We start from the raw sequence: 18,268 nt of genomic DNA on the forward strand, positions 1-18,268 counted from the left end.
CTAATCACCTCGCAGTTGTTCGTTCATGATCAGGAAGGCGCCCAGTCCGTGGAAGTCGTTGGTGGCCCGGGTGCGGGCGACGTAGTACGCGTAGTCGCCGACGTTCGTGCCGATGGAGATGTCCGTGAGGTCGGTGCGGCCGTCGGTGCCGACCGAGAGTTTCGCGAGGACGCCCTCGTAGCCGCGCCGGGCGACGTCGGCGAAGTGCCGGTCCAGGTAGCCCTGTTGGGCGCCGCGCGAGAGGGCGTAGGTGAACATGCTGGAGCAGGACGTCTCGGTCCAGTTGTCGCCGCGGGCGCCCTTGTCCATGACCTGGAACCAGCGGCCGGTCGCCGGGTCCTGGTACTTCTCCAGTCCGGCCGCCAACCGGCGCAGGATGCCGAGGAGTTGGGGCCGTCGCGGATGGTCGGCGGGGAGTGCGTCGAGGACGTTCGTGATGGCCATCGCGTACCAGCCGACCGCGCGGCACCAGTGTTCCGGCGCGAGTCCGGTCACCGGATCGGCCCAGCTCGCGGTGCGCGACTCGTCGTAGGCGTGCCTCAACAGGCCGTTCGCGACCTGGAGATGACTGCCGTAGACGTACAACTGCTTGGCCGCCTCGTCGTTCGTGTAGGCGCTGTCGCCGAACTCCTTGCCGTACTCGACGAGGAACGGGTTCACCATGTAGACGCCGTCCGCCCAGAGTTGATGGGCGCGGCTGCTGCTGTCGGCGTGCCAGAAGCCGCCGTCGCTTGTGCGCGGGTAGGTGTCGAGGCGGTCGCGGATCTTCTTGGCGGCCTTGCGGTAGCGGTCCTGGCCGGTCTCGTGGTGCAGGATCACCAGGAGACGGCCGGCCTGCATGCTGTCGAGGCTGTCGAAGGACTGGGCGATCGAGCCGTCGCTCTTCACGAAACGGTCGACGTAGCTCTTGATGTAGGTCAGGTAGCGGGCGTCGTGGGTGCGTTCGTACGTGAGGTACTGGCCGTAGAGGTAGAGGCCGACCGGGTACGACCAGCCGCCGATGGTGCTCGGTGTGTAGCGGGCCGTGGTGGAGTCGACCACGGCCACGGACCAGTCGGGTGCCGCGGCCGGGCGGCTCGCCGCCACCGCCGTTTCGAGCGGCGGGGCCGCCCCGGTCAGGGTGGCGGTGGCGAGGGCTGCCGCGGTCAGGGCCGTTCGCAGTCGTCGGCGTCTCATGTTCCTCCCTTTCATGGTCTGTCGACCGGGGCCTATTGACCGACCGATCAGTCGGTACTGGGCGAAGAGGCAACCGCTCGCCGCCGCGGGTCCGCATGCCGTGCGCGCCCATGGGCGACGAGGCCTTCACCACACCTTTTCATCCGATGTCTCTGGCATACGATGCACCGTCTACGGAATCCTGGGCAGCGCTCTGGTCGGGTGCGCATACCTGCTCTCCTGAGGAATGGGGGTTCTCGGAGTCACAACAGGCGCCAGCGTTCACATGTACGTATCGCGTTCACGGACGCGTCCGGCGGCGTGTTTCAGGGTTGCGGCACGACGGTCCGCGGTCAATGGTCCGGACCGAAAAAGGTCGGATGCATTTCTCGCCAATCTTCAGCGGACGGCGCCGACCCGCCGATGAGTCCGGACGGATTTCGCAGTCAGGAATGCGACACGGCCCGTGATCGTTGACGATATGAGTACCACCCGACGACTGAAGGATCGAGAGCTCGTGAGCAGCAAGGTCCCCCCGATCATCCTCAACAACGGTGTCGAGATGCCCCAGCTGGGCTTCGGCGTCTGGCAGGTGCCGGACGACGAGGCGGAGCGGGCGGTGGCCACGGCGCTGGAGGCCGGGTACCGCAGCATCGACACGGCTGCGATCTACGGCAACGAAGAGGGCACCGGAAAGGCCATCGCCGCGTCCGGCGTCCCGCGCGAGGACCTCTTCGTCACCACCAAGCTCTGGAACAGCGACCAGGGGTACGACGCCACACTGCGCGCCTTCGACGTCTCGTTGGAGAAGCTCGGCCTGGAGTACCTGGACCTCTATCTGATCCACTGGCCGACCCCGGCCCGGGACAAGTACCTCGACAGCTACAAGGCGTTCGAGAAGCTGTACGCGGACGGCCGCGTGCGTGCCATCGGCGTCTCCAACTTCGAACCCGACCACCTGGCCCGGCTGATCGAGGGCACCTCGGTCATCCCGGCGGTCGACCAGATCGAACTGCACCCGCAGTTCCAGCAGCGCGCCGGGCGCGAGTACCAGGCGGAGCAGGGCATCGCGACCGAGGCCTGGTCGCCGCTCGGCTCGGGCAAGGGCCTCCTGGAGGTCCCGGCGATCGTCGCCATCGCCCAGAAGCACGGCCGCACCCCGGCCCAGGTCGTGCTGCGCTGGCACATCCAGCTCGGCAACGTGGTGATCCCCAAGTCCGTGACGCCGTCGCGGATCAAGGAGAACATCGAGGTCTTCGACTTCAGCCTCGACACCGAGGACCTCGCGGCCATCAGCGCGCTGAACGAGGACCGACGCCTGGGTCCCGACCCGTCGACGTTCAACGCGGCCTGAATCCAAGGCACTTGGCCTGAACCCCAGGTAGCGCGAGCGCCCCGGAGCCTGTCGGCTCCGGGGCGCATCGTTTTTCCCCGCGGCTTTCCGTACCGCTCTCCGTGCCGCCGGCCCACTTGGTTCGTACCAGGGTCTTGACGCGGGCATGCCGTCGGGGCCACCTTGTTGCGCACCCGGTAAGGAAACTTTCCTAACAGAAGGGTCCCCCACAGTGCGCATGCGAACACTGACCCTCGCCGCGGCCTCGGCTGCCGCCCTGCTCGCCGCCGGAGTGCTCCCCGCGAGTGCCTCCGGCGCCACCCCCAAGTCGGCGCAGGAGGGCTCGGTCAGCGCGGCCGACCTGCTCTCCAAGGTGACGTCCTGCTCGCAGATATCGAACGGCAAGTACCGTACGGACGACGAGACTTCGGCCACCATCCCGGTCTGCGGCAAGAACGGCGCCGTGTTCTGGAAGGCCGACATGGACATCGACTGCGACGGCCAGCGCACCTCGAAGTGCAACGAGAACGCCGACCCCTGGTACCAGGACGACACGGCGTTCCACCAGTCCAACGGCCAGCCGCTGAAGGCGGATTCACTCCCGTACATCGTGGTGCCCAGCTCCAGCAGCATCTGGAAGTACTCCAGCTACGGCATCAAGGGCGGCGGCGTGGTCGCCGTCATCTACAACAACAAGGTCGAGTACGCGGTCGTCGGCGACACCGGCCCCACCAACATCATCGGCGAGGCCTCGTACGCCACGGCCAGCGCCCTCGGCATCGACCCCGACCCGGCGACGGGCGGCGCCGACTCCGGCGTGACGTACATCCTGTTCAAGAACTCGACGGTCTCCCCCATCGAGAGCCACAGCGCGGCGGTGTCGCTGGGCGACCAGCTGGCGAAGCAGTTCCTGGCGAACAACTGACGTGCGGATGGGGCCTGTTGCCGCTGTCCGTAGCGACAACAGGCCCCATGCGTTTGTCAGTTGGGCTGCCCGATCGGCCGGACGACGACGGTGTTGATGTCGACGCCGGCGGGCTGGCGGATCGACCAGAGGATCGTGTCGGCGATCTGGTCGGCGGTGAGGAGATGGCCGGGCGGCAGGCTGCCGTTGCCGTCCCAGAACGGGGTCTCCACCCGGCCCGGGGCGACCAGCGTCACGCCGATGCCGAACTCCGTGACCTCGCGCCGGGTGTTCTCCGCGAGCCCGGTCATCGCCCACTTGGTCGCGCCGTAGATGTTGCCGGGGGTGTGCACGAACCCCGCGACGCTGCCGATCAGCACGATCCGGCCGTGCGTCTGCTTCAGCGCGTCGACGGACGCGCGGATCAGCAGGGCGGGACCGAGGACGTTGGTCAGCACCATCTCGGTCCACCCGGCCGGGTCGCCCTCGGCGACCGAATCGTGCGTGGCGACACCGGCGTTGGCGACGACCGCGTCGAGCCGCCCGAACTGTTTGAGCGTCGCCTCTACGGCGGCCTGCACCTCGCCGTACTCGGCGGCGCTCCCGGGAATGGTCAACAGGCCCTCGGGGTGGCCCAGTTGGGCGGCGAAGTCGTACAGGCGCTGCTCGCTGCGGCCGGTGACGGCCACCCGGCCCCCGGCGCCGAGGAGTTGACGGGCGACGGCAGCGCCGATACCGCTGCCGCCGCCGGTTATGAGCGCGACGTGAGAGTTGTCGTTCATGGTGGTGGTCCCCCCGTGGGTCGGTGAACTCCGCGCAGTCGGAGGGGCAGTTCATCACCTTGAGCAGGCTCGAAGTCAAGCCGCCGAGATCACGGGCCCGTTCACTCGGCCCGCACCGCCCTGTGCACGGTGTGCGTGGCGAGCACGAACACGTCGGCGCGCCGGTGCACGCTCGCCGGGTCCTCCGGGTCGACGAGCCGGTCGAGGGTGGCCCGGTCGTCGGCGTCGAGGGCCTCGCCGTAGGTGTCACGCACCCGGGTCAGCCAGGTCGCGGCGTAGGCGCGGACGCGGTCGGGGGCCGGGGCGGGCAGGTCGAGGAGGAAGCTGCGGCTGCCGGTGTGCTTGAGGCCGGCCGACTCCAGGAGTGCGGGCCAGTCCTCGGTCTCGGTGACGGCGCCGGGGAGGTCGGCGCGCATCTGCGCGAACCACTCGGCCTCGATCGCGTCGATCCGCGCCTCCAGGCCCGGGCGCCCGATGCCGAAGTCGCGCGGCAGGAACCGGGAGGGCAGGCCGCCCTCCATGATCGCGAGGGTGCCGCCGGGTGCGAGCCGCTCCGCGAACGCGCCGAGACCGGCCCGCTGGTCACCGAGGTGGTGCAGGCTGCGGCCGGCCCACATGAGGTCGGCCGGGTACTCCAACTGCCCCAGAACCTCGGGCAGTTCACCGGTCAGCGTGCCGAAGCGGTCGCCGAAGCCCAGCCGGTCGGCCCGGGCGTTGGCCCGTTCCAGGAGCGGCTCGGAGAAGTCCACCGCGACGACCCGGGCACCCGGGAACGTCTCCGCGAACAGACACGCGACCACCCCGGGTCCGCTGCCCACGTCGACGATCAGCCCCGGATCGGTCCGCTCCTTCGCGAGCCACGCCATCGCCCGCTCGTACAGCGGCGCGAACAGTTCCGCCTGGGTCTCCAACATCGGACCCATGACGGCCCAGTCGAGGTCGGTGTGGTCGTGGTGGTGGCGATCCCCGCCGGGCTTCTGGTCATGCCCGTGGTCGTGATCAGGCCCGTGGTCGTGCTTGTGCTCGTGCGCCATGGTGGTCACCCTCTCGTCCGCGTGCCGCCAGCCTGCGCCGACGCACCGTCCGGCGGCCACTCGCGTTGCCGAAGCGGCAAAAAACGAGGTGCGGAACAGGGCGTCCGTCGCCGAGCATGCCCGTATGGACGACACGGCCGACGTGATGGTGGAACGCTTCCTCGAAGACGGGTTCGTGAAGATCGAGGGCGCCTTCCCACCACGGGTCGCCGAGCACTGCGCGCGGCTGCTCTGGCAGGAGACGGGCTACGACCCCGACGACCCCGGCACCTGGAAGGACCCGGTGGTGTGGGTGAGCGACATGGCCCAGGGACCGTTCGCCGCCTCGGTCAACTCCCCTGCCCTGCATGAGGCGTTCGACCTCCTGGTGGGCGCCGGCCGCTGGCAGTCCCGGTACTCGGTGGGCAGTTTCCCGCTGCGCTTCCCGCACGCCACGGAGCCGGACGACGCCGGCTGGCACATCGAGGGCAGCTACGTCGCGGAGGGCGCGGAGAACGAGTGGCCGTACGCGAACCTGGCCTCACGCGGCCGGGCCCTGCTGATGCTGATGCTCTACACCGAGGTCACCGAGGAGAACGCGCCGACCCGCATCCGGGTCGGCTCCCACCTCGACGTCCCGCGTGTCCTGGAACCGTACGGCGAGAAGGGCGCCTCGTCGCTCACCCTCGGCCCGAAGGTGGCCGAGGCATCCGCCGGGCGCCCCCTCGCGTACGCCACCGGTCAGCCCGGTGACGTCTACCTATGCCACCCCTTCCTGGTCCACGCGGCCCAGCCACATCACGGCACCCGCCCCCGCTTCATGGGCCAACCGCCGCTGCTTCCGGCGGCCCCGTACGACCTGGACCGGTCCAACGGCAACTATTCGGTCGTGGAGTTCGCGATCCGCCAGGCCCTGTCCAACAAGGTCTGACCCCCACGCCCCGTGTCTTTAGGGGCGCGGGGAACTGCGCGACCGGCCCCCACCGGCCGTCAGTCAAAAATCAGCCCTACAGAGGCGGATACGCATTCGCCATCAGCTGCTGGAACTGCGCCGAGAACCAGTGCCCGGACAACGGCGCATTCGGCAACGCACCCGACAGGTTGTTCCCGTTACGCGCATTCCCCGTATACGTCGGGTCGCACATCCGGTCAAACCCCTTGCCCTCGTCGTTGGCGATGGCGGTGCTGGACCCGTCCGACTCCCCCGGCGGCTTCATCCACACATACGCGTCGATCCCGGCGGCAGGAGCAGCCTGCGGCCGCTCACCCAGACCCGCACCGGACTGGTTGCACCAGTTCCCGACCTGGATCCGCCGGTCGTAGCGCCCACCGTCAACGTACGTGTCCACACTGGTGGTTGCACCCGGACCGGTCGGCCGAGCAGAACCACCCCACCCGTTCCGCGACGTGTCGATCAGCATGCCGATACCGGAGTTGAAGCCCACGGACACCAACTCACTGCGGAACGCCTGGGCGTACGACTGCTCGTCCACGTAGCGGTTCCAGTCGACCCACTTGGACTGCCGCACGGAGACACCGTTGACGCTGTCGTTGATGGTGAAGTTGTTCTCCTTCAGGGCGCTGTAGTTGGCCGTGTTGGTGATGAAGCCGGCCACGTCGTTCACGGTCGCGCCCTCGGCGTTCGCGGCCTGGTAGAAGAGGTTCGCGGAGGGGGCGAAGTTGTCGTCCCAGCCGAGCCAGCCGTGGTGTCCGGCGTCGATGTAGTTGTAGACGTTGGGGATCGCGCCGAGCTTGTTCAGCGCGTAGCCGACGCCCTTCACGTAGTTGCCGTTGGCGAGCATCGTGTCGCACTGCGGGGTGGCAGTGGCCTTGCTGCCGGTGTTGGTCACGAGGTTGGGCAGCGAGTCGATCTCGATCGTGGTGACGATCCGCAGCGAGGCGTACTTGCTGTCGGCGAGGATCGCGGCGATCGGGTCGATGAACTCGGTCTCGTAGCGGCCGATCTCGGTCGGGCCGAGCTCACCGTTCGAGGCCAGGGCCGCGCAGTCGCGCCCGGGCAGGTCGTAGACGACGAGCTGGACGACCTCTTCGCCGGTGCCCTTCTGGGCGAGCGCCGCGTCGAGGTGGGCGCGCAGGCCCATCCCGCCGTTGACGCCGTTGATGGCGGCGATGCGGTCCAGCCAGACGCCGGTGGGCTGGTTGGAGACCCGGCTGCCGCCGGTCTCGGCCGCGGCCTTCGCGGACCACTCCGGGTTCACGTACACCTTGGCGCCCGCGTACGGGTTGTCGACGCGCGTGCCGGGATCGGTACCGCCACCGCCTCCCCCACCACTGCCGTCGTCGACGTTGCAGGTCACACCGTCGAGGGTGAAGGTGGTCGGCAGCGCGTTGGTGCCGCTGTAGGAGGCGTTGAAGCCGAAGCTGACCGAACTCCCGGTCCCCAGGCTCCCGTTGTAGGTCTCGTTGGCCGCCGTGACGGCGGTCCCGCTCTGGCTGATCTTCGCGTTCCAGCCGCTGGTGATCTTCTGGTTACCGGCGTACGACCACTTCGCGGCCCAACTCGACTTGGCGGCCCCGTTGTTGGTGATCGTGACGGCGGCGGTGAAGCCGGTGTCCCACTGGTTCTGCACCTTGTAGTCGACGCTGCACGGGATCGCGGCGATGCCGGTCTCCGCCGAGGGTGCGGCGGCGACCGCCGTCCCCGAGGCCCCGGCGACGAGCACCAAGGCAGCGAGCAACGCTGTTCTGGTACGGCTCATGAGTGCGGGTTTCCTTGTCTGTGAAGGAAGGTGGTTGCGGGTGCTGTTGGATCGGTCCAGGGCGCCTATCCGTTGAGGGCGCGCAGATGGTCGCGCAGCCCGATGCCGTACGCGGTGGGCGTACCGGCGTAGTCGGAGATCAGTGACGGACCCGCGGAACAGTCCCAGGTGTTCCAGGTCCAGCCGAGATACGAGAGCCCGCGGTCGTCGAACCACTTCATGACCTGGTCGACGAAGGCGTGCGAGCAGGTGTTCTCGCCGATCTCCCCTGCCACCAGCGGCACTTGGGCCGCGACGGGGGCGAGTGTGGAGTTCCAGCAGCTCTCGGTCGCGCAGGTGTTGAAGTTGTACACGTGGTACGCGGCGACGAGATTGCCGGTCGGATCGGTGGGCTTGTAGGCCAGCCACTGGCTCAGGTCGTTCGAGTACGCGAGCCCGCCGGCCATGATCACGTTCGTGGCGCCGGTGGACCGTACGGCGTCGACGAGATCCTGCATACCGGCGACCTCGTACCCGATGCCGGGGCAGGTGCCGCCGTCGCGCCAGCACTGCCACGCCTGGGTGGTCGTGGAGGTGGCGCGGTCCGGGAAGGGCTCGTTGAACAGGTCGAACGCGACGGCCTGGTCACCCTTGAAGGTGCTGGCGACCGAGGACCAGAACGACGGGGTGTACTGCGCGTCCGGCATCGGCTTCTGGCAGGTGGCGTGCACGTCGGAGCAGCCCGTCGAGTTGCCGGTGTACTGGCCGTAGGTCCAGTGCAGTTCGACGATCGGGGTCATGCCGTGCGCCTCGACCTTCGCCACCAGGTCCTTGACGGCGGCGATGTAGTTGGCGCCCGCGTACTCGGGCTTGATGTTCGAAAGCCCCAGCCAGCACTCCTCGTTGAGCGGAATGCGGACCGTGTTCGCCTTCCAGTCGGCGATCGCCGCGACGGCCGCGTCGTCCACGGGGCCGTCCCAAATGCCGTAGCCCTGCACGCACATGAACTCGCCGCCGGACCGATTGACGCCGAGCAGACGGCGGTTGGTGCCGTCGGCGTCCACGAGCTTGTTCCCGGAGACGTGCAGTGCGGGTGCGGTGCCGCCGGTCGGCGGTGAGGTCGGAGGCGGCGACGTGGGCGGTGTCGGCTCCGAATCGACGTTGCAGGTCGTCCCGTTGAGCTTGAACGCGGACGGTACGGCGTTGCTCCCCGACCAGTTGGCGAGGAACCCGGCGCTGACGCTCGCGCCGGTGCCGAGCGCGCCGTTCCAGCTCTCGTTGGTCGCGGTGACCGTCGTGCCGGACTGGGACCACTTGGCGTTCCAGCCCTGGGTGACCTTCTGGCCGCTGGCGAAGTCGAAGCTCAGGCTCCAACTGCTCACCGGTGCCATGTTGTTGGTGATCCGCACTGAACCCTGGAAGCCGGTGTCCCACTGGCTGGTGACCGAGTACTCCACCGTGCACGCGGGAGTGGCACCGGACGCCGTGACGACCGGAACGACCAATGCCCCGACAAGGGCGGTCGCGCCGGCGACGGCTAAAAGCATTGAACGCGGGGGGTGTCGCATGAGCGACTCCTTGCAGCTCGGGCACGTCGCACGGACGCGTCGACTGACGGAATCGCTCCCACTGGTGTCCAGGAAGGTAGCGCCAAGTGACGGTAAAGGACAGGGGAGTCACAGACTTTCGCTGACTTTCCCTCAACCCGGGCCCGTCGAATCTTTTCGACTCCGTAAGCACCTTGACGGCTCACACCCCCGTCCCCACGATGGGAGCGCTCCCACTGGTTCAAGGCTTGTTGCTGCTCCGCCCCCACCCCTCCGAGCCGCAAGGAGGAACCAGCACATGCACCCCAGAAGGAGACGCCGTTTGACGCGGCGACTGTGGACCGCTGTCGTGGCGGCCCTCGCACTTCCCGTCTCGATGCTCGCGACGGGCACAACTCCCGCTCAGGCGGCGACAGTTCAGTGCAGCGTGGACTACAAGACGAACGACTGGGGCTCCGGCTTCACCGCGGATCTGACCCTCACCAACCGGGGTACGGACGCGATCAACGGCTGGACCCTGACGTACGCCTACGCCGGCAACCAGAAGCTCAGCAACGGCTGGAACGGCACCTGGTCCCAGTCCGGTTCCACGATCTCGGTGACGAACGCGTCGTACAACGGGACGATCGCCGCGGGCGCGGCCGTCTCGACCGGCGCGCAGTTCAGCTACAGCGGCACCAACGCCGCGCCCACCTCGTTCGCGGTCAACGGCACGACCTGCGCCGGCGCGCACCAGCCGCCGATCACCGTGCTGACCAGCCCGAGCGCGGGCGCGATCTACACGCAGGGGGCCGCGGTCCCGCTCGCGGCGACCGCGGCGGCAGCCGACAACGCGACGATCAGCAAGGTGGAGTTCTACGACGACACCACGCTGCTCGGCACGGACACGAGCTCGCCGTACTCCCTTTCGGCCTCTGGGTTGACCGTGGGCAGTCACTCACTGGTGGCGAAGGCCTACGACAGTCTGGGCGCGTCCGGGGAGTCGACCCCGGTCGGCATCACGGTGGCGTCGGGGCCCGCGGTGGTGGCCTCACCGGCCCAACTCGGCGTCCAGCAGGGCAAGACGGGCACCTACGCGGTGTCGCTGTCCTCGCAGCCGGCGTCGAACGTGACGGTGACGACGGCTCGCGCGAGCGGCAACACGGGGCTGTCGGTCACCGGCGGCGCGTCGCTCACCTTCACGCCGTCGAACTGGAACACCGCGCAGACGGTGACCCTCACGGCCGACGCGTCGGGCACCGGTTCGGCGTCCTTCGAGTCGACGGCGACAGGGTTCACCAAGGCGACGGTCACGGTGACGGAGCTGGCGGCGGCGAACGCGTACGACGCCCGCTTCCTGGACCTGTACGGCAAGATCACCAACCCGGCGAACGGCTACTTCTCGCCCCAGGGCATCCCCTACCACTCGGTGGAGACCCTGATCGTCGAGGCGCCGGACCAGGGGCACGAGACCACGTCGGAGGCGTACAGCTATCTGCTGTGGCTGCAGGCGATGTACGGCAAGGTGACCGGCGACTGGTCCAAGTTCAACGGTGCCTGGGCTCTCATGGAGAAGTACATGATCCCGACCCACGCCGACCAGCCGACCAACTCCTTCTACAACGCCTCGAAGCCGGCGACCTACGCGCCCGAGCTGGACACCCCGAACGAGTATCCGGCGAAGCTCGACACCTCGGTGCCGGTGGGATCGGATCCGATCGCCGGTGAACTGAAAACTGCATACGGTACGGACGATGTCTACGGTATGCACTGGCTGGAGGACGTCGACAACACCTACGGCTACGGTGACACGCCGGGCGGCGGGTGCGAGGCGGGGCCGACGGCGAGCGGGCCGTCGTACATCAACACCTTCCAGCGCGGACCGCAGGAGTCGGTGTGGGAGACGGTGCCGCAGCCGACCTGCGACGCCTTCAAGTACGGCGGTACGAACGGGTACTTGGACCTCTTCACCGGTGACTCCTCGTACGCCAAGCAGTGGAAGTACACCGACGCGCCGGACGCCGACGCGCGGGCCGTGCAGGCCGCGTACTGGGCCGACGTGTGGGCGAAGGAGCAGGGCAAGGGCTCCGACGTCTCCACGACCGTCGGCAAGGCGGCGAAGATGGGCGACTATCTGCGCTACGCCATGTACGACAAGTACTTCAAGAAAATCGGCAACTGCGTCGGCCCGTCCACCTGCCCGGCCGGGACCGGCAAGGACGCGTCGGACTATCTGCTGTCCTGGTACTACGCGTGGGGCGGCGCCAATGACACCAGTGCGGGGTGGGCCTGGCGTATCGGGTCCAGCCATGTGCACGGGGGTTATCAAAACCCTCTGGCAGCTTATGCGTTGAGCTCGTATGCCGATCTGAAGCCCAAGTCCACTACAGGCGCGGCGGATTGGGGTACCTCGCTGTCGCGGCAGCTGGAGTTCTACCGCTGGCTGCAGTCGAGTGAGGGAGCCATCGCCGGTGGGGCGACGAACAGTTGGCAGGGTCGGTACGCGAGTCCGCCGGCCGGGACGTCGACGTTCTACGGCATGTACTACGACCAGCAGCCCGTGTATCACGACCCGCCGTCCAATCAGTGGTTCGGGTTCCAGGCGTGGTCGATGGAGCGGGTCGCCGAGTACTACCAGCAGACGGGGAACGCGAGCGCGAAGGCGGTTCTCGACAAGTGGGTGGCCTGGGCGTTGTCCAAGACCACAGTCAATCCGGACGGGACGTATCTGATTCCCTCGACGTTGCAGTGGTCGGGGCAGCCGGACACGTGGAACGCGTCAAGTCCCGGGGCCAATGCGGGACTTCATGTCACCGTGGCCGACTACACCAATGACGTGGGTGTGGCTGCCGCGTATGCCAAGACGCTGACGTACTACGGCGCGAAGTCCGGTAACGCGGCGGCGAAGACGACCGCGAAGGCGCTGCTCGACGGGATGTGGGGCAACTACCAGGACAGTCTGGGGGTTGCCGTTCCGGAGACTCGCGCGGACTACAACCGGTTCGACGACAGTGTGTATGTGCCGAGTGGGTTCAGCGGGACGATGCCGAACGGGGACGCGGTCAACTCCGCTTCTACGTTTGCCTCGTTGAGGTCGTTCTACAAGAACGATCCGGCTTGGTCGAAGATCCAGAGTTATCTGGCGGGTGGGGCTGCGCCTGTCTTCACGTATCACCGGTTCTGGGCTCAGGCGGATGTCGCCTTGGCCATGGGGTCGTATGCGGAGCTTCTCGAATAGCCCCGCCGGGTGCTCCGCGGGTTGGGTCGTTCTTTGACTGCGGGGCCGTTGTGGCTGGTCGCGCAGTTCCCCGCGCCCCTAAAAGCAAAAGACAGGGCGTTGGACAGCGGCGTTTCTCGGAGAGTGCCCCGAAGTTCCGTGTGCGTGGCCCCGTCACCTGACGGCGGGGCCTACCGGCCGGGCGGCCCCCACCCGCACTGGGGGTCGCCCGGCGCTCGTGTCTTGAATCCCTCTTCGTGAGAGGACCTCCCGTGCGAAGAACCCGAATTCTCACGGCCGTACTCGCCCTCGCCGCCGGGCTGTTGGCGGGTAGTCCGTCCGCCCTCGCCGCGAACGCACCCAGGGCGACGCTCGCGGCCGACACGTACACATGGCACAACGCCCGGATCGACGGGGGCGGGTTCGTGCCCGGCATCGTCTTCAACCGGAAAGAGAAGAACCTCGCCTACGCCCGGACCGACATCGGCGGGGCCTATCGCTGGCAGGAGTCGACGAAGACCTGGACGCCGTTGCTGGACTCCGTCGGGTGGGACGAGTGGGGGCATACCGGGGTGGTGAGTCTGGCGTCGGACTCCGTCGACCCGGACAAGGTGTACGCGGCTGTCGGTACGTACACGAACAGTTGGGATCCGACGAACGGGGCCGTGCTCAGGTCCGGTGATCGGGGCGGGAGTTGGGAGAAGACCGACCTGCCGTTCAAGCTCGGTGGGAACATGCCGGGGCGCGGTATGGGTGAGCGGTTGGCCGTGGATCCCAACAAGGACAGCGTGTTGTATCTGGGGGCGCCGAGTGGGAAGGGGCTGTGGCGGTCCACGGACTCCGGGGTCACCTGGTCGCAGGTGACGAACTTCCCCAACGTCGGTAACTACGTGCAGGATCCGACCGACACAAGCGGGTACGCCAACGACAACCAGGGCATCGTCTGGGTCACCTTCGACGAGTCGACGGGGACGGCCGGCAGCGCGACGAAGACGATCTATGTCGGGGTGGCCGACCAGGCCAACGCCGTGTACCGGTCGACGGACGCGGGGGCCACCTGGTCGCGGGTGGCCGGGCAGCCCACCGGATATCTGGCGCACAAGGGTGTACTGGATGCGGTCAACGGTTATCTGTACATCGCATACAGCGACAAGGGCGGCCCGTACGACGGCGGCAAGGGGCAGTTGTGGCGGTATGCCACCGCTACCGGCGCCTGGACCAACATCAGCCCCGTCGCCGAGGCCGACACCTACTACGGCTTCAGCGGGTTGACCGTCGACCGGCAGCATCCCGGGACCGTGATGGCGACGGCGTACAGCTCCTGGTGGCCCGACACGCAGATCTTCCGCTCCACGGACAGCGGCGGCACCTGGACGAAGGCGTGGGACTACACGTCGTATCCCAACCGTGCGAACCGCTACACCATGGACGTGTCGTCCTCGCCCTGGCTGACCTTCGGCGCGAACCCGTCGCCGCCCGAACAGGCCCCGAAACTGGGCTGGATGACCGAGTCGCTGGAGATCGACCCGTTCAACTCGAACCGGATGATGTACGGGACGGGGGCGACGCTCTACGGCACGGAGAACCTGACCAACTGGGACAGCGGCGGCCAGTTCACCGTGAAGCCGATGGTGCAGGGGCTGGAGGAGACGGCCGTCAACGACCTCGCCGCTCCCCCGTCCGGCGGGGCCCAACTCCTCAGCGCGCTGGGCGACATCGGCGGGTTCCGGCACACGGATCTGACCAAGGTCCCCTCGATGATGTTCACTTCGCCTTCGTTCACGACGACCACCAGCCTCGACTTCGCGGAGGCCAACCCCAACACCGTGGTGCGGGTGGGCAATGTGGACTCGGGGGCGCACATCGCGTTCTCGACGGACAACGGCGCCAACTGGTTCGCGGGGACGGATCCCTCGGGCGTGAGCGGTGGGGGGACGGTGGCCGCGGCGGCCGACGGGAGTCGGTTCGTGTGGAGTCCGGCCGGTGCGGGTGTGCAGTACACGACGGGCTTCGGCTCGTCCTGGGCCGCGTCCAGCGGTATCCCGGCGGGCGCGATCGTTGAGTCGGACCGGGTGGACGCGAAGACCTTCTATGGCTTCAAGTCCGGGCATTTCTACGTCAGTTCGGACGGCGGGGCGACCTTCACCACGTCGGCGGCGACCGGTCTGCCCAGCGGTGACAGCGTGCGGTTCAAGGCGCTGCCCGGCACGAAGGGTGACGTGTGGCTGGCGGGCGGGGCGAGCGACGGGGCGTACGGGCTGTGGCACTCCGCAGACTCCGGTGCCGGCTTCACCAAGCTCGCGAACGTCGACCAGGCCGACACCATCGGCTTCGGCAAGGCGGCGACCGGTGCCTCGTACCAGACGCTCTACACCAGCGCGAAGATCGGCGGCGTACGCGGCGTCTTCCGCTCGACCGACAAGGGCGCGACCTGGACGCGGATCAACGACGACGCGCATCAATGGGGTTGGACGGGTGCGGCCATCACCGGTGACCCGAGGGTGTACGGGCGGGTGTACGTGTCGACGAACGGGCGCGGGATCGTCTACGGCGACTCCTCCGCCGCCGGCGACGGAGGGAGCGGGGGTGGTGGCGGTACCGATCCGACGCCGACCGGCGCCTGCACGGTCACGTACAAGATCACGAACCAGTGGGCGGGCGGCTTCCAGGCCGACGTGCAGCTGACGAACACCGGCTCAACCGCCTGGAACGGCTGGGCACTTGGCTGGTCCTTCGCCGACGGGCAGCAGATCGGGCAGCTGTGGAACGCCGACTGGACCCAGTCGGGCGCGGCGGTGACGGCGAAGAACGTGAGCTGGAACGGCACGGTGGCGGCGGGGTCTTCGGTGGGGTTCGGGTTCACGGGGAGCTGGTCGGGGGTGAACTCGAAGCCGGGCGCGTTCAAGGTGGGCGATCAGAGCTGCGCGGTCGCCTGAACACAGGGTGCTTGCCCTCAGTTGCCGCCTCCGGTAAGCAAGTTGCCGTATCTCCTGGTCAGTTCGGCCACCGTGTGGGCGATGCGGTCGCGCAGTTCGGGCGGTGACAGGATCTCGATGTCGGTGCCCAGGCGCAGGAACTCGCCGTGCGCGTGCTCGACGGACTCGATCGGCACCGACATCAGGGTCCAACCGTCCTGCTCCGTCTGCCCGTTGACGGGCACCGCACGGGCGAGCGTCACCCCCGGCGCCAGCCGCACCACCGCCTCGTTCCGGTACAGGCGGTCGTGGAAGTCCCGTTGGTGGGCCGTCCAGTACGCGGCCAGGTCGAAGTCCTCCGGGCGGGTGAACTCCTCGCCGGAGGCGGAGGGGGTGAGTTCGAGGATCTGGTCGACGCGGAAGGTACGCGGTCCGGGGCCGGCGACGACGTACCAGCGGCCCGCCTTCAGCACGAGGCCGTACGGCTCCAGTCGGCGCTCCACGTCGGTCGGCTCGCGCCAGCGTCGGTATACGGCATACAGGACACGGTTGTTCCATACGGCATCGGCGACTGTATGCAGGAACGGTGTCTCGTCGGCGTCCGCGTACCAGCCCGGCGCGTCCAGGTGGAACCGGCCGCTGATCCGGTCGGCGTGCTCCCTCAGCTCGGTCGGCAGAGCCGCGCGCACCTTCAGCTGGGCGGCGGCGAGCACCGGGCCGAGGCCCAGTTCGGCGGCCGGTCCCGGTGCGCCCGCGAGGAACAGGGCCTCAGCCTCGTCCGCGGAGAGACCGGTCAGGCGGGTGCGGTAGCCGTCGAGGAGGCGGTAGCCGCCGACGTGGCCCGCGTCGCCGTACAGCGGGACGCCCGCCGCGCTCAGGGCCTCGACGTCCCGGTAGACCGTGCGCACCGAGACCTCCAGTGCCTCGGCGAGCTGGGCGGCGGTCATCCGGCCGCGGGTCTGGAGCAGCAGGAGGATCGAGACGAGTCGGCTGGACTTCACTGACACAGGATGTCAGTGAAGCCGTCCTAACGTCCCGCCATGCCCTTCACGGAGAAACTGCTGACCGTGCCACCGCCGATCGAGGTGGCCGGGCGGCACATCAAGCGCTACCACGTCACCGCCGACCCCGAGGGCATCGCACCCGAGGTGGAGGAGGCGGCGTACGCGATCCTGCCGGAGCTGCTGCCGGAGCCGGACGGCACTCCGCCGGCCACGTTCGTCGTGCTGCACCGGGGCGGTGACGACGGTGCCTACCTGAACGCGTACAGCTGGGTGTGGGACAACGTCCTGCACTTCCGGGGCGCGTCGGCGGGTCAGCCGGCGCTGGGCTGCCCGGACCTCGACCCGGCCCACTTCGTCACTCCCGACCTGCCGTGGATCGGCTGTGTCTGGGAGCTGCCGCCGATCCTGCACGAACGGGACGCCTGGGTACGGCACTTGCTCGCGCCCGAAGTGCCGGACCTCGACGCCTACTTGGCCGATTCCCTGCCCGCCGGAACCACGGGAGACCGCGCATGAGCAGCCCGCACGACTTCGACTTCCTGCACGGCGCGTGGGAGGTCGCGAACCGCCGGCTCACCGACTTCCTCCAACCCGGCAGCGGCTGGGAGGAGTTCGCGGGCACGAGCCGTTGCCTGCCGTTCTTCGACGGCGCCGCCAACGTCGACGAGATCGACATGCCGTACCTGGGGTCGAAGGGGCTGACCCTGCGGCTCTTCGACCAGGACACCCGACTGTGGTCCCTGAACTGGTCGTCGAGCGGCACGGGGAAGCTGTTCCCTCCGGTGACCGGGCGGTTCGAAGACGGCCGGGGCGAGTTCTACGGCGACGACACGCACGACGGGAAGGACGTGCGGGTGCGGTTCGTGTGGTCGGGGGTCTCCGCGAGCGGCGCCCGGTGGGAGCAGGCGTTCTCGGTGGACGACGGGGCGAACTGGGTGACCAACTGGACGATGGACTTCACCCGGCCGACGGCTTCCTGAAGGCCAGGATCGTGAACTGGGGGTCGGCGCGCGGCCGTTCCTGGTCCGGCAGCGACTCCAGCTCCCCCGCGAACCGTTCGGTCAGCGGTTCGCCGGGTGGCAGCATCGTGAACCAGCCGCGTCGCAGGTCCGCCCTCGTGCTGCTGGGGCTGCGGCCCTGGCCGTGGCCCCGGAAGCGGGCGGTGCCCGCCGGGTGGAGGCCGTGTTCGGCGGCGTAGGTCCGGACGTGGTCGGCGCTGTCCTGGGCGGGGCGGCGTGGGCGGGGTGCCAGGACGGCGTCGATGTCGCTGCCGACGTCGTGGGCGGCGGCCTTGTCGACCGTCGTGATGTACACGCCGCCGGGGCGGAGCACCCGCGCGCACTCCGCGATGATCGCCCTGGCGTCCTGCGGGCCGTCCACCAGGTGCAGCAGCCATACGGTCGTCACCGTGTCGAACACCCCGTCCGGGAACGGGAGTCGGCGGCTGTCCGCGAGGACGATCGCACCGGGCAGCCGGGCTGCCGCCGTGCGGGTCATCGCGGGTGCGGCGTCGAGGCCCGTCACCCGGAGGCCGGGGCGGGCCGCGGCCAGGCGGCGGGTGACGATGCCGGTGCCGCAGGCCACGTCCAGGAGGGTCCGGGCGGTCTGCGGGACGAGGCCCAGTACCGCTTCGGCGGCCGCGGCGGCGCGGGGCTCACCGCCGCGGGTCGCGTCGTACGCGTCGGCTTCCTTGTCGTAGTCGAGCACGCGCCTCTGCCCC

14 protein-coding genes are annotated in these 18,268 nt (G+C 68.6%); 7 read left to right on the forward strand and 7 right to left on the reverse strand.

From position 1 onward, the window contains the following. Nucleotides 1–1,176 carry a glycoside hydrolase family 88/105 protein gene (locus OO69_RS05805; protein WP_033279315.1) on the reverse strand — a complete coding sequence of 392 codons (1,176 nt, stop codon included), beginning with the start codon at nucleotides 1,174–1,176 and terminating at the stop codon, nucleotides 1–3. Nucleotides 1,177–1,672: 496 nt separating this feature from the next. Between OO69_RS05805 and OO69_RS05810 the strand changes: the two genes are divergently transcribed. Further along, a complete protein-coding gene (locus tag OO69_RS05810) occupies nucleotides 1,673–2,509 on the forward strand; it encodes an aldo/keto reductase (protein ID WP_033279316.1) in 837 nt (278 codons plus the stop codon). A 211-nt stretch (nucleotides 2,510–2,720) separates the two neighbouring features. Then, nucleotides 2,721–3,413 (forward strand): glycoside hydrolase family 75 protein, encoded by a 693-nt coding sequence (locus OO69_RS05815; protein WP_078652306.1) that lies wholly within the window; start codon nucleotides 2,721–2,723, stop codon nucleotides 3,411–3,413. Between the two features lie 56 nt (nucleotides 3,414–3,469). Here the strand turns inward: OO69_RS05815 and OO69_RS05820 are convergent, their stop codons facing one another. Both OO69_RS05820 and OO69_RS05825 read right to left on the reverse strand, forming a co-directional pair. Further along, nucleotides 3,470–4,174, reverse strand: coding sequence for an SDR family oxidoreductase (locus tag OO69_RS05820; RefSeq protein ID WP_033279318.1), 705 nt, complete (start codon nucleotides 4,172–4,174; stop codon nucleotides 3,470–3,472). A 101-nt stretch (nucleotides 4,175–4,275) separates the two neighbouring features. After that, nucleotides 4,276–5,208, reverse strand: coding sequence for a class I SAM-dependent methyltransferase (locus OO69_RS05825; RefSeq protein WP_033279573.1), 933 nt, complete (start codon nucleotides 5,206–5,208; stop codon nucleotides 4,276–4,278). A 124-nt stretch (nucleotides 5,209–5,332) separates the two neighbouring features. On the opposite strand from OO69_RS05825, the gene OO69_RS05830 reads away from it, so the two are divergent. Then, a complete protein-coding gene (locus tag OO69_RS05830; RefSeq protein WP_051800792.1) occupies nucleotides 5,333–6,118 on the forward strand; it encodes a phytanoyl-CoA dioxygenase family protein in 786 nt (261 codons plus the stop codon). A 76-nt stretch (nucleotides 6,119–6,194) separates the two neighbouring features. Here the strand turns inward: OO69_RS05830 and OO69_RS05835 are convergent, their stop codons facing one another. After that, a complete protein-coding gene (locus OO69_RS05835; protein WP_033279320.1) occupies nucleotides 6,195–7,907 on the reverse strand; it encodes a glycoside hydrolase family 6 protein in 1,713 nt (570 codons plus the stop codon). 65 nt (nucleotides 7,908–7,972) lie between these two features. Then, complete coding sequence (locus tag OO69_RS05840; protein WP_234444347.1) at nucleotides 7,973–9,433, reverse strand: cellulase family glycosylhydrolase; 1,461 nt, start codon at nucleotides 9,431–9,433, stop codon at nucleotides 7,973–7,975. A gap of 298 nt (nucleotides 9,434–9,731) precedes the next feature. On the opposite strand from OO69_RS05840, the gene OO69_RS05845 reads away from it, so the two are divergent. Further along, a complete protein-coding gene (locus tag OO69_RS05845) occupies nucleotides 9,732–12,650 on the forward strand; it encodes a glycoside hydrolase family 48 protein (protein ID WP_033279321.1) in 2,919 nt (972 codons plus the stop codon). 251 nt (nucleotides 12,651–12,901) lie between these two features. Further along, entirely contained in the window at nucleotides 12,902–15,565 is a 2,664-nt protein-coding gene (locus OO69_RS05850) for a cellulose binding domain-containing protein (RefSeq protein WP_033279322.1), read from the forward strand. Between the two features lie 17 nt (nucleotides 15,566–15,582). Here the strand turns inward: OO69_RS05850 and OO69_RS05855 are convergent, their stop codons facing one another. Beyond that, nucleotides 15,583–16,545, reverse strand: a complete 963-nt coding sequence (locus tag OO69_RS05855) for a helix-turn-helix transcriptional regulator (protein ID WP_033279323.1) — start codon at nucleotides 16,543–16,545, stop codon at nucleotides 15,583–15,585. Between the two features lie 39 nt (nucleotides 16,546–16,584). Between OO69_RS05855 and OO69_RS05860 the strand changes: the two genes are divergently transcribed. Then, complete coding sequence (locus OO69_RS05860) at nucleotides 16,585–17,064, forward strand: hypothetical protein (protein WP_033279324.1); 480 nt, start codon at nucleotides 16,585–16,587, stop codon at nucleotides 17,062–17,064. Continuing rightward, nucleotides 17,061–17,528 (forward strand): hypothetical protein, encoded by a 468-nt coding sequence (locus OO69_RS05865; protein WP_033279325.1) that lies wholly within the window; start codon nucleotides 17,061–17,063, stop codon nucleotides 17,526–17,528. The genes OO69_RS05860 and OO69_RS05865 overlap by 4 nt, the downstream gene beginning before the upstream one ends. Here the strand turns inward: OO69_RS05865 and OO69_RS05870 are convergent. After that, entirely contained in the window at nucleotides 17,506–18,255 is a 750-nt protein-coding gene (locus OO69_RS05870; RefSeq protein ID WP_033279326.1) for a class I SAM-dependent methyltransferase, read from the reverse strand. The two genes, OO69_RS05865 and OO69_RS05870, sit on opposite strands and share 23 nt — an antisense overlap. Nucleotides 18,256–18,268 lie beyond the last annotated feature (13 nt).

Source organism: Streptomyces sp. NRRL F-525, from assembly GCF_000716605.1.
Lineage (GTDB): Bacteria > Actinomycetota > Actinomycetes > Streptomycetales > Streptomycetaceae > Streptomyces.

Coding starts and splice junctions, on each gene's coding strand:
- OO69_RS05845 (WP_033279321.1), top strand. CDS start 9,732: ATGCACCCCAGAAGGAGACGCCGTTTGACGCGGCGACTGTGGACCGCT.
- OO69_RS05840 (WP_234444347.1), bottom strand. CDS start 9,433: ATGCTTTTAGCCGTCGCCGGCGCGACCGCCCTTGTCGGGGCATTGGTC.
- OO69_RS05830 (WP_051800792.1), top strand. CDS start 5,333: ATGGACGACACGGCCGACGTGATGGTGGAACGCTTCCTCGAAGACGGG.
- OO69_RS05805 (WP_033279315.1), bottom strand. CDS start 1,176: ATGAGACGCCGACGACTGCGAACGGCCCTGACCGCGGCAGCCCTCGCC.
- OO69_RS05820 (WP_033279318.1), bottom strand. CDS start 4,174: ATGAACGACAACTCTCACGTCGCGCTCATAACCGGCGGCGGCAGCGGT.
- OO69_RS05860 (WP_033279324.1), top strand. CDS start 16,585: ATGCCCTTCACGGAGAAACTGCTGACCGTGCCACCGCCGATCGAGGTG.
- OO69_RS05835 (WP_033279320.1), bottom strand. CDS start 7,907: ATGAGCCGTACCAGAACAGCGTTGCTCGCTGCCTTGGTGCTCGTCGCC.
- OO69_RS05825 (WP_033279573.1), bottom strand. CDS start 5,208: ATGGCGCACGAGCACAAGCACGACCACGGGCCTGATCACGACCACGGG.
- OO69_RS05865 (WP_033279325.1), top strand. CDS start 17,061: ATGAGCAGCCCGCACGACTTCGACTTCCTGCACGGCGCGTGGGAGGTC.